The following is an 11,094-nucleotide window of genomic DNA, read 5'->3' on the forward strand; positions in this document are numbered from 1 at the left end:
TCGCTGCTGCACGCCATCAGCAGGCTGAAAAAACTGAGCAGAACGAGCGATCGTAGCGGCATGTGTGGCTCCAGCAAGGTGAATTCCATGGATCTGACGGTAAGCCCGTCTGTATACCGTAAACCCTATGGCTTGTCTTGCCAGTGGGATGCGCTACCATGGCCCTCCCTTTTTTTGTTGCCTGCCACCATGCACTGTCCATTCTGCGGTGCCAACGACACCAAGGTCATCGACTCGCGACTGGTCGCCGAGGGCGAACAAGTCCGCCGCCGCCGCGAATGCCTGGCTTGCGGCGAACGTTTCACGACGTTCGAGACCGCTGAACTGGTGTTGCCGCGCCTGATCAAAACCGACGGCAGCCGCCAGCCGTTCGACGAAGAAAAACTGCGCGCCGGCATGCAGCGCGCCCTGGAAAAACGCCCGGTGAGCGTCGAGCGCCTGGAAGCGGCGCTGGTGCACATCAAGCACAAGCTGCGGGCGACCGGCGAGCGCGAGGTCAAATCCCTGGTGGTCGGTGAGTTGGTGATGGCCGAGCTGCAGAAGCTCGATGAAGTCGCCTACATCCGTTTCGCCTCGGTGTACCGGCGCTTCCAGGACCTGAACGAGTTCCGCGAAGAAATCGACCGCCTGGCCCGCGAACCGGTGAAAGAATGACCGCCTCGGCGCAGCAGGCCGTCCTCGACGCCCACTACATGGCCCGTGCCCTGGAGTTGGCGCGGCGCGGTCACTACACCACCCACCCCAATCCCCGGGTCGGTTGCGTGATCGTGCGTGACGGGCAGATTGTCGGCGAAGGTTGGCACATCCGCGCCGGTGAGCCCCATGCCGAAGTCCATGCCCTGCGCGCCGCTGGCGAACAGGCCCGCGGCGCCACGGCCTACGTGACCCTCGAGCCGTGCAGCCATCACGGGCGTACGCCGCCGTGTGCCGATGCGCTGGTCAACGCCGGTGTGGCGCGGGTGGTGGCGGCGATGCAGGACCCCAACCCGGAAGTCGCCGGGCGTGGCCTGCAACGGCTGGCCCAGGCCGGCATCGCCACCGAAAGCGGCGTGCTGGAAGGCGAAGCGCGCAAGCTCAATGAAGGTTTCCTCAAGCGCATGGAGCACGGCCTGCCGTTCGTGCGGGTCAAGCTCGCCATGAGCCTCGATGGCCGCACCGCCATGGAAAGCGGCGAAAGCCAGTGGATCACTGGCGCCGCTGCACGCTCGGCGGTCCAACGCCTGCGCGCCCAGGCCAGTGTGGTGCTGACCGGCGCCGATACGGTGCTGGCGGACAACGCCCGGCTGACCGTGCGCGCCGATGAGCTGGGGCTCGATACCGAGCAGACCGCGTTGGTCATGAGCCGTCCGCCACTGCGGGTGCTGGTGGACGGGCGCCTGCGGGTGCCGCTGGATGCCGCGTTTTTCAAGGCCGGCCCGGCGCTGGTCGCTACCTGCATGGCGGTGGAAGAACAATACGCCCACGGCCCCGAATGCATGATCGTGGCGGGCGATGACGGTCAGGTCGATCTGCATCGCCTGCTGGTGGAGCTGGCGGGTCGTGGCGTCAACGAGGTGCTGGTGGAAGCCGGTCCGCGCCTGGCGGGGGCTTTCGCCCAGCAAGGGTTGGTCGATGAGTTCCAGATTTTCATCGCCGGCAAGTTCCTCGGTTCTTCGGCGCGACCGCTGTTGGACTGGCCGCTGGCGCAGATGAAGGACGCCCCGCAGCTGAAAATCACCGAAATCCGCGCCGTGGGCGATGACTGGCGAGTCATCGCCGTTCCCGTTGCGCAGGCGAGCGTATAATTCCCGGCTTTCGCGCAAGCGGCGGTCCGTTCTCGAGGAGGACTCCATGTTTACCGGCATCATCGAATCCATCGGCAGCATCCGTGCACTCACCCCCAAGGGCGGCGATGTGCGGGTCTACGTCGAAACCGGCAAGCTCGACCTGAGCGACGTCAAGTTGGGCGACAGCATTGCGGTCAACGGCGTGTGCCTGACGGCCGTCGAATTGCCAGGCAACGGTTTCCTGGCGGACGTCAGCCGCGAAACCCTCGACTGCACGGCCATGAACGACCTCAAGAGCGGCAGCCCGGTCAACCTGGAAAAAGCCCTGACCCCCACCACTCGCTTGGGCGGGCACCTGGTCAGCGGCCACGTGGACGGCGTTGGCGAAGTGGTCTCGCGCACGGATAACGCCCGGGCCGTGGAGTTTCGCATTCGCGCGCCGAAGGAGTTGGCCAAGTACATCGCCCACAAAGGTTCGATCACCGTCGACGGCACCAGCCTGACGGTCAACGCGGTGGATGGCGCCGAATTCCTGCTGACAATCATTCCCCACACCCTGAGCGAAACCATCATGGCCTCGTACCGGCCAGGTCGCCGGGTCAACCTGGAAGTCGACTTGCTGGCCCGTTACCTGGAGCGCCTGTTGTTGGGCGACAAGGCCGCAGAGCCGGGCTCCCCACAAAAGCCGGGTAACATCACTGAAAGTTTTCTGGCCGCCAACGGCTACCTCAAATCCTGACCCAAGGGGGTGCCGCGTGGCGCTCAATAGCATCGAAGAACTGGTTGAAGACATCCGCCAAGGCAAGATGGTCATCCTCATGGATGACGAAGACCGCGAGAACGAAGGCGACCTGATCATGGCCGCTGAATGCTGCAAGGCCGAGCACATCAACTTCATGGCCAAGCATGCCCGTGGGCTGATCTGCATGCCGATGACCCGCGAGCGCTGCGAGCTGCTGAAGCTGCCGCTGATGGCGCCGCGCAACGGCTCGGGCTTCGGCACCAAGTTCACCGTGTCCATCGAGGCCGCCGAGGGCGTGACCACCGGTATCTCCGCCGCTGACCGCGCGCGCACCGTGCAGGCCGCTGCCGCCCGGGACGCCAAGGCCGAAGACATCGTCAGCCCCGGCCACATCTTCCCGCTGATGGCCCAGGCCGGCGGCACCCTGGCTCGCGCCGGCCACACCGAAGCGGCCTGTGACCTGGCGCGCATGGCGGGCTTTGAACCCAGCGGCGTGATCTGCGAAGTGATGAACGACGACGGCACCATGTCCCGTCGCGCGGAACTGGAAACCTTCGCCGCCGAACACAACATCAAGATCGGCACCATCGCCGACCTGATCCACTACCGGATGATCCACGAACGTACCGTTCAGCGGATTGCCGAGCAGCCGCTGGACAGCGAATTGGGCCAGTTCAACCTGGTGACCTACCGCGACTCGGTGGAAGGCGACGTGCACATGGCGCTGACCCTGGGCACCGTGTGTGCCGAAGAACCGACCCTGGTGCGTGTGCACAACATGGACCCGTTGCGCGACCTGTTGATGGTCAAGCAACCCGGCCGCTGGAGCCTGCGGGCCGCCATGGCTGCGGTGGCCGAGGCCGGCAGCGGCGTGGTGCTGCTGCTCGGCCACCCGCTCGATGGCGACGTGCTGTTGGCGCACATCCGTGAAACCGGTGACCAGGCGGCGGTGAAAAAACCGACCACCTACAGCATCGTCGGTGCCGGTTCGCAGATCCTTCGTGACCTGGGCGTACGAAAAATGCGCCTGATGAGCGCACCAATGAAATTTAATGCGATATCCGGTTTCGATCTGGAAGTTGTAGAATACGTGCCCTCCGAATAATGGCCCGCGGATTCCGGCATTATTGTTCCTGAGGCTGGTTAGATCATTGTGGCGAGGGGATTTATCCCCGCTGGACTGCGAAGCAGTCCCAAAAAGAGGGGCCGCTGCGCAGCCCAGCGGGGATAAATCCCCTCGCCACAGATGTACGAGCCAATGGTAGTCCGGGATCCACAGCCCTGTATTCGTGGCTAATATCACTGAGGAGCGCGTTATAGAACGCGCTCCGGCTCTTTAAGAGATCTGACGAATGACCCTGAAGACCATCGAAGGTACCTTCATCGCCCCCAAAGGCCGCTACGCTCTGGTAGTGGGCCGTTTCAACAGTTTCGTGGTCGAGAGCCTGGTTGGCGGTGCGGTCGATGCCCTGGTTCGCCATGGCGTGAGCGAAAGCGACATCACCATCATCCGTGCCCCTGGCGCCTTCGAAATTCCGCTGGTTGCGCAGAAAGTCGCCCAAAAGGGCGAGTATGCGGCGATCATCGCCCTGGGCGCGGTCATTCGTGGCGGTACTCCGCACTTCGAATACGTGGCCGGCGAATGCACCAAGGGCCTGGCCCAGGTGTCCATGGAATTCGGCGTGCCAGTCGCTTTCGGCGTACTGACTGTTGACTCCATCGAGCAAGCCATCGAACGTTCCGGCACCAAGGCCGGTAACAAAGGTGCCGAAGCGGCCCTGTCCGCCCTGGAAATGGTCAGCCTGCTGGCGCAGTTGGAGGCCAAGTGATTAGCGACGAAAGCGATCGTTTCAACCCGCGCGATCCAAAGCCTGCGGATGCCGGCAAGCCGTCAAAAAGCGTCAAGCGTCGCGAAGCCCGTCAGCTCGCGACCCAGGCGCTGTATCAATGGCACATGGCCAAGCAATCGCTGAACGAGATCGAAGCGCAGTTTCGGGTCGACAACGATTTCAGTGATGTCGACGGTGCTTACTTCCGCGAGATCCTGCACGGGGTCCCGCAGTTCAAGACCGAAATCGACACCGCGCTCACGCCTTGCCTGGACCTGACCATCGAAGAGCTGGACCCGGTTGAACTGGCGGTGCTGCGCCTGTCCACCTGGGAACTGCTCAAGCGCGTCGACGTACCGTATCGGGTAGTGATCAACGAAGGGATCGAGTTGGCGAAAGTCTTCGGTTCCACCGATGGCCACAAGTTCGTCAACGGTGTGCTCGACAAACTCGCCCCGCGTCTGCGTGAAGCTGAAGTGAAGGCGTTCAAGCGCTGATTGGCGCTTGAACGACACTTAATGGGTGAGTTCGAGCTGATCCGTAACTACTTCGCCGCCGCGCCTTGCGCGCAGGGCGGCGAGGGCGTTGCGCTGGGGATCGGCGACGACTGCGCCTTGCTGGCCGTTCCTCCCGGGGAACAGCTGGCGGTGTCCACCGACACGCTCGTGGCCGGTGTGCATTTTCCAGACCCGTGCGACCCGTTCCTGCTCGGCCAGCGCTCGCTGGCCGTGGCGGTCAGCGATCTGGCTGCCATGGGCGCCAAGCCTTTCGCCTTTACCCTTGCCCTGACCTTGCCGACGGTGACCGCCGATTGGCTGCAAGCCTATGCCCGCGGTTTGAACCAGATGGCCCAGGTCTGTGGCGTGGCGCTGGTGGGAGGGGATACCACGCGTGGGCCCCTGAGCCTGACCATGACCGTGTTCGGCCACGTGCCGTCCGGCCAGGCCCTGACCCGTAGCGGCGCGCAGCCCGGCGACCTGCTGTGTGTCGGCGGCGAGTTGGGCAATGCCGCCGGCGCATTGCCACTGGTGCTCGGCCAGCGCAGTGCCGAACCTGCGATTGTTGAGCCGCTGCTGGCCCATTATTGGTCGCCGCGTCCGCAGATCGACCTGGGCCTGGCGCTGCGGGGCAAGGCCCGCGCGGCGATGGATATTTCCGATGGCCTGTTGGCCGATTGCGGGCATATCGCCGTGGCGTCCGGGGTGGCTTTACAGGTTGAACGGGACCGATTGCCGCTGTCCAACGCTTTGCTAGCGTTTCTTGGCCGGGCGGACGCCGAGCAGGTCGCCCTGAGCGGCGGTGACGATTACGTGCTGCTGTTCGCCGTGCCACCGAGCCGATTGTCGGCGTTGCAGGCCGAAGGCTGGCCGATCCATGTGATCGGCAGCGTGCTGGCCGGGCAAGGTGTCACGCTGGTCGACAGCGACGGGCACGACATCACTCCGCGAGTGCGGGGCTATCAACATTTTCGGGAGACACCGTGACAGATCATCCCAACCAGGTCCCGGCAGAGTTCGTTCCGCCTTCGGTCTGGCGCAATCCCTGGCATTTCCTGGCATTTGGCTTCGGTTCGGGTACTTTACCCAAGGCCCCGGGTACTTGGGGCTCGCTGGTTGCGCTACCCTTCATACCGTTATGGCAGATGTTGCCGGACTGGGGTTATTGGCTGATGCTGGGCATCACCATGCTGTTTGGCTTCTGGCTGTGTGGCAAAGTGGCGGACGACCTGCGGGTGCACGATCATGAAGGCATCGTCTGGGACGAAATGGTCGGCATGTGGATCACCTTGTGGTTGGTACCGGAAGGCTGGTATTGGTTGCTGGCGGGTTTCCTGGTGTTCCGTTTCTTCGATATCCTCAAGCCGTGGCCAATCCGCTGGATCGACCGGCATGTGCACGGAGGCGTCGGAATCATGCTCGATGATGTCTTGGCCGGGGTTTTCGCCTGGCTGGCAATGCAAGGATTGGTGTGGTGTTTCACCTGAGGGAGTCAGGCATGGGCGTAAGCCGCGCACTACTGCTGTTGCTGTGTTTGGGAGCCTGTATAGGGACGAGGGTGGCCGAGTCGACGCCGCTGCCTGGCAAGGTCCGCGCGGCCAGCGAGGAGTGGGCCGATTACACCCAGGCCGACGGTCAGGGCATGGGCTGGGACATCCTGCGTGCGGTGTTCGAACCTGAAGGCGTCAAGCTGGAGATCCGCAGCGTGCCCTACACCCGCTCGATCGGGTTGGTGCAGCGCGGCGAGGTCGATGTGCAGGTCGGCGCCTATCGGGATGAGTCCGAAGGCGTGCTTTACCCGAAGTGGCATTACGACGTCGATCACATCTATGCCCTGGGGCTGGCGTCCAAGCCGACGCCCACCCTGGCGACGATTGGCAGCTATCGGCTGGTATGGATGCGCGGGTACGAATACAACAACTACCTGCCCAACATCCGGCGTTTCAATGAGATCCACCGGGCGGTGGGTATCTTGCCGATGCTGATTCATGAGCGAGCGGATTTCTACATCGATGCATCGATGGAAATCGAGGAAGTGCTCGCCAAGGCCGACGATCCCAAGCAATTCAAGCTCTCGCCGCTGATCAACTTGCCGCTGTACCTGGGCTTCGCCAACAACGAAAACGGCCGTACGTTGCGTGCGCTGTTCGACCGACGCATAGAAGTGCTGGTGAAGAGCGGTGAGCTGAAGCCGATTTTCGAACGCTGGAAGCAACCCTATCCTTTCGACGAGCACGGCAAACCACCGAAGCCTTGATCAAACTTTTCGATGCTAATAGGCGATAATTCAGCCTAAGCGTCCGTCGGATCGTGCTGTTACAATGCCCGCCTCTGCGAATCTCCAGTACTAGATCAGGAGCACACCGGTGCCTGTCGTTTTTGTTGCCGCTTCCAAGCTGCCAACGCCCTTTGCGCAATTCACCATGCATGGTTTTCTCGATGAAGCCACCGGCCGCGAGCACGTCGTGCTGAGCCTGGGTGATTTCGCCGACGGTTCTCCGGTGCTGGGCCGCCTGCATTCCGAATGCCTGACCGGCGACGCCCTGTTCAGCCAGCGTTGCGATTGCGGTTCGCAACTCGAGGCCGCGCTGCAAGCCATCGCCCGCGAAGGCCGTGGCGTGCTGCTGTACCTGCGCCAGGAAGGCCGTGGCATTGGCCTGTTGAACAAGATCCGCGCCTATGAACTGCAAGACGGCGGCGCCGATACCGTGGAAGCCAACGAACGCCTCGGTTTTGCCGCTGACCTGCGTGACTACAGCATCTGCCTGCCGATGCTGGAACATCTGGGCGTGAAGTCGTTGCGCTTGATGACCAACAACCCACGCAAGGTCAAGGCGTTGACCGACATGGGCATCGTGGTGGCCGAGCGTGTGCCGCTGCACACCGGCCACAACCCCCACAACAAACTCTACCTGGCGACCAAGGCCAGCAAGCTCGACCACATGATGGGCAACGAGCACCAAGGCGAGGTTGACCGGGCGTGACGCGCGGTCAGGTTCGGCGGCGACTGTCCGTCAGTTGGTGGAAATACCTGGCGCTGGCCTTGTTGCCTCTGTTTGTGATCAACGCGGTGTTCGGTGAGGGCGAAGCGATTCTTCCAGTGCTGGCGATGCCGTTGTTCATTGCCGGCGTGGCCTCGATGTTTGTCAGCCTGCGTTTCTTCGGGCCTTATAAACAGGCCTTGATCGCCACCCAGAAAGCCCTCGACACGCCCGAAGAACCCCAGGCCTGGATTGACCTGGCAGCTCGTCGCCGCGCGGCCTTCCTGGTGGCCGGGCTACCGGCCTGGGTCGGCGCCCTTGCGGTGTTCGTGGGCTTGGAAGCGGTGCCGTTGATGCTGTTGGCCTTGTCGACCACCGTGTTGTTCTACCTGTACCGCATCCCGCGCCAACTCGGCTGATGAACCGCTGGCTGGCGGTCTTGCTGCTGGCCGTCAGCGCCTCGACGATGGCGGCGACGCGGGTCGTCAGCCTTGCGCCGTCGTTGTCGGAAATCGTCGTTGAACTGGGCTCCGCCGACCTCTTGGTGGGCGTGCTGGATGGCGGTGAGCGTCCGCCAATCCTTAAAGACCTGCCTTCCGTAGGGCGTTACGGCCAACTGGACATGGAGCGCTTGCTCAGCCTCCAGCCCGACCTGCTCCTGCTCTGGCCCGGCAGTGTCGGCCCGGCCCAGCGCGCACAGCTCAAGGGCCTGGGCATCCCCCTCTACGTCGCCGAACCCCGGAGCCTCGACCAGCTCATCGCGCAAATTGAAGACATTGCCCTGCAACTCGGCCGCCCGGAGCGGGGCGTGCAACGGGCGGCGCAATTGCGTGTGCGTCTTGAGGCCTTACGCCAGCGCTATCGACGGGACCCACCGTTGCCGGTGTTCTACCAGGTCTGGGACCGACCGCTGTACACCGTCGGGGGCGGGCAGATCATCAGTGATGCGCTGGCGGTATGCGGGGCGCGCAACGTCTTCGCCGACCTGAGCCTGCCGGCCCCGCAGGTGAGTGTGGAAGCGGTGCTGCAGCGCAATCCGCACATCATCCTGGCCACGGAGCAGGCGCAACTCGACGCCTGGAAAACCTGGCCGGTGGCGCAGGGGCGGTTGTTGCTGGTCAATGACAAGGGGCTGGAGCGGCCCAGTGGGCAGATGATCGAGGCGATGGCGCGGTTATGTGAGTTGATTGCGCCAGACAGATAGACCGCGGTGATCCCAATCGCGAGCAGGCTCGCTCCCACAGTGGATTTGTGGCGAACGCCGATGTTGTGTCCACAACAGACTTACTGTGGGAGCGAGCCTGCTCGCGATGAGGCCAGCCCAAACACCACCGATCCTGGATTAGGGGGAGGGGGTCCAAGTAACCCCAAACAACCAGGTCCGACCCTCCTCCCGATACCCATGTTGCAGACCTTCATGGCTATACAGCGCTCGGCTGTAACCCTTGTCCAGCAGGTTATCCACCTTCATCTCCAGCTTAACCTCCCGGGTCAATGCCCAACTGCCGCGCAACCCGAGCAGGGCATAGCCGCCCAGGGCATTGCGGTTGTTTTCATCGTCGTAGCTGCCACTCACCGCTTGCCAGGTGGCGCCCAGGCCGAGGCGGTCGAATTGGCGGTCCAGGTCCAGGCTCAAGGTCCGTCGGGCGCGGCGGGCCAGGGTGTGGCCGCTGTCGCGGTCGCGTGGGTCGATGATGGCCAGGCCCAGGTTGCCCTGCCAGCCGAACACATCCTGCAGGTAGGCCATCTCAAAACCGTTGATCCGCGCCGAGGCGACGTTCTGCGGGCGTGAGTTGCTGCCAAAGATGATCGCGTCTTCCAGGTCCGTGCGGTACAGCGAGGTCTCCAGGCGGGCGCTGTCGCTCAGCTGGCTGCGCCATTGCAGCTCGTAGCTTTTTGCCGTTTCGGGTTTCAGGCCGGGGTTGCTGAAGTCCGGGTAGTACAGGTCGTTGAAGGTCGGCGCGCGGAAGCTTTCGCTGTAGGTCAGCAATACGTCGTTGTCCGGGTTGATCGGCAGGGTGAGCGTGCCGCTCCAACTGTTCTGGCCGCCAAACTGCTGATTCTGGTCGCGCCGCAGACCCAGTTCGGTGGAGAAGGTTTCGGCTTGGAGGCGGTGCTGGATGAACGCGGCACGGTTCCAGCGGCTGTCTTCGTCGAACGGCGTGCTGCTGTTGACCCGGTCCTGATACCAGTCACCGCCGACGATCAGGCTGTTGCGCGCGTCCAGCGTCACGTCGTTCTGCCAGGTCACGGAATCGCGGTAGGTGTTGAACACTTCGCGGACATCGCTGAGCTTGTCGAAGGTTTTTTCACGGTTCTCGCTGTGGCCCAGTTCCAGGCGTGATTTCCAGGCGTCATTGATTCGCCCGTCCACATAGGTGCTGAAGCTGCTCACCGCAAACTCACTGTAGGGTTGCTGGGGCAGGGATTCGAAAGTGGTCGGGTCGAAGCGGCCGAACGGGTTGTCGTATTCGCTTTTGCCGCGGTTATCCAGCAGGTTCAGGCCGACTTCCAGGTCATCGCTGGCCGCATGGCTCAGGCTCAGGCTGAAGGACTGGTTGCGGTTGGCGTCGTCGTCGCGGTCGCTGGCGTAGGACTCGCGGGTCCGATTGCTTGCGGCGCTCTCGTCGAGGCTGGCGCCGAGGTTGAAGCGGGTCTGCTCGTCGCCGCCGGACAGGCCCAGGCTGCGTTCCCAGGTCTGGTGGCTGCCGACACCCATATGCAGGCGCGGTTGCAGGCCTTGCTCGTTGCCGCGGCGGGTGAAAATCTGAATCACCCCACCCACCGCATCGGCGCCGTAGATCACCGAACGCGAACCGCGCAGCACTTCCACGCGCTCGATCTGGTTGATGTTCAGGCGTTGCAGGTTGCTGTCGCCGGAGGTGGCGTTGCCGATGCGCTGACCGTCCACCAGCACCAGGCTCTGGGCCGATTTGGTGCCGCGAATGTAAATCCCCGGCAGGCTGCCGCGCCCACCCAGCGGTGCCACCTGCACGCCTGGCACACGGCTGAGCAAGTCAGTGACACTGGCCGGTTGCAAGCGATCGATGTCGTCGCGGGTGAACACGGTATTGGCGGCGCTGCTGTCGTTGCGGGCTTCGACCTGGCGGTTGGCGCTGATCACGATGTCGGGCAGCTTCAGGGCCTGGTCGCGCTCGAAGGTGTCGGCCAGCAGGTCGGGGGTGGGGAGTAGGGAGAGGGTGAGGGCTAGGCGGAGTTTCATGGGGTTCCGTGATGACTGGGTCCACACAAAACCAATGTGGGAGCGGGCTTGCTCGC

The 11,094-nt window shown here is 63.3% G+C and carries 13 protein-coding genes; 12 read left to right on the forward strand and 1 reads right to left on the reverse strand.

The genetic code is table 11. The annotated features are described in order from the left end of the window. Positions 1 to 189 precede the first annotated feature (189 nt). From nrdR to B0E42_RS24555, 12 genes are all read left to right on the forward strand, one after another. Positions 190 to 654 carry a transcriptional regulator NrdR gene (gene nrdR / locus B0E42_RS24500; protein ID WP_013694316.1) on the forward strand — a complete coding sequence of 155 codons (465 nt, stop codon included), beginning with the start codon at positions 190 to 192 and terminating at the stop codon, positions 652 to 654. After that, entirely contained in the window at positions 651 to 1,784 is a 1,134-nt protein-coding gene (ribD, locus tag B0E42_RS24505; RefSeq protein WP_077508011.1) for a bifunctional diaminohydroxyphosphoribosylaminopyrimidine deaminase/5-amino-6-(5-phosphoribosylamino)uracil reductase RibD, read from the forward strand. The genes nrdR and ribD overlap by 4 nt, the downstream gene beginning before the upstream one ends. Positions 1,785 to 1,830: 46 nt before the next feature. Then, entirely contained in the window at positions 1,831 to 2,505 is a 675-nt protein-coding gene (locus B0E42_RS24510; protein ID WP_018600195.1) for a riboflavin synthase, read from the forward strand. Positions 2,506 to 2,521: 16 nt separating this feature from the next. Then, positions 2,522 to 3,613 carry a bifunctional 3,4-dihydroxy-2-butanone-4-phosphate synthase/GTP cyclohydrolase II gene (gene ribBA, locus B0E42_RS24515; RefSeq protein ID WP_003206026.1) on the forward strand — a complete coding sequence of 364 codons (1,092 nt, stop codon included), beginning with the start codon at positions 2,522 to 2,524 and terminating at the stop codon, positions 3,611 to 3,613. A 247-nt stretch (positions 3,614 to 3,860) separates the two neighbouring features. After that, positions 3,861 to 4,337 carry a 6,7-dimethyl-8-ribityllumazine synthase gene (gene ribE / locus B0E42_RS24520; RefSeq protein WP_003206025.1) on the forward strand — a complete coding sequence of 159 codons (477 nt, stop codon included), beginning with the start codon at positions 3,861 to 3,863 and terminating at the stop codon, positions 4,335 to 4,337. Then, on the forward strand, positions 4,334 to 4,834 hold the full coding sequence (nusB, locus tag B0E42_RS24525; RefSeq protein WP_003185935.1) for a transcription antitermination factor NusB: 501 nt from the start codon (positions 4,334 to 4,336) through the stop codon (positions 4,832 to 4,834). Before ribE ends, nusB begins: the two co-directional genes overlap by 4 nt. A gap of 21 nt (positions 4,835 to 4,855) precedes the next feature. Beyond that, on the forward strand, positions 4,856 to 5,821 hold the full coding sequence (thiL, locus tag B0E42_RS24530) for a thiamine-phosphate kinase (protein WP_077508014.1): 966 nt from the start codon (positions 4,856 to 4,858) through the stop codon (positions 5,819 to 5,821). Beyond that, positions 5,818 to 6,321 (forward strand): phosphatidylglycerophosphatase A, encoded by a 504-nt coding sequence (locus tag B0E42_RS24535; RefSeq protein WP_003206020.1) that lies wholly within the window; start codon positions 5,818 to 5,820, stop codon positions 6,319 to 6,321. The genes thiL and B0E42_RS24535 overlap by 4 nt, the downstream gene beginning before the upstream one ends. A gap of 11 nt (positions 6,322 to 6,332) precedes the next feature. Further along, positions 6,333 to 7,091, forward strand: coding sequence for an ABC transporter substrate-binding protein (locus tag B0E42_RS24540; RefSeq protein ID WP_077508017.1), 759 nt, complete (start codon positions 6,333 to 6,335; stop codon positions 7,089 to 7,091). Between the two features lie 109 nt (positions 7,092 to 7,200). Beyond that, positions 7,201 to 7,818, forward strand: coding sequence for a GTP cyclohydrolase II (ribA, locus tag B0E42_RS24545; RefSeq protein ID WP_014340439.1), 618 nt, complete (start codon positions 7,201 to 7,203; stop codon positions 7,816 to 7,818). Beyond that, positions 7,815 to 8,234: a hypothetical protein gene (locus B0E42_RS24550; RefSeq protein ID WP_018607049.1), complete on the forward strand. Its 420-nt coding sequence runs from the start codon at positions 7,815 to 7,817 to the stop codon at positions 8,232 to 8,234. Before ribA ends, B0E42_RS24550 begins: the two co-directional genes overlap by 4 nt. After that, positions 8,234 to 9,019 carry a cobalamin-binding protein gene (locus B0E42_RS24555; protein ID WP_077508020.1) on the forward strand — a complete coding sequence of 262 codons (786 nt, stop codon included), beginning with the start codon at positions 8,234 to 8,236 and terminating at the stop codon, positions 9,017 to 9,019. The genes B0E42_RS24550 and B0E42_RS24555 overlap by 1 nt, the downstream gene beginning before the upstream one ends. 138 nt (positions 9,020 to 9,157) lie before the next feature. Here B0E42_RS24555 and B0E42_RS24560 read toward each other — a convergent pair whose 3' ends face one another. After that, the gene (locus B0E42_RS24560) at positions 9,158 to 11,038 is read right to left on the reverse strand and encodes a TonB-dependent receptor domain-containing protein (protein ID WP_077508023.1); all 1,881 of its coding nucleotides are present in this window, start codon (positions 11,036 to 11,038) and stop codon (positions 9,158 to 9,160) included. Positions 11,039 to 11,094: the final 56 nt, after the last annotated feature.

The sequence above is a fragment of the Pseudomonas sp. A25(2017) genome, from assembly GCF_002001065.1.
In the GTDB taxonomy this organism is placed as follows: Bacteria; Pseudomonadota; Gammaproteobacteria; order Pseudomonadales; family Pseudomonadaceae; genus Aquipseudomonas; species Aquipseudomonas kilonensis.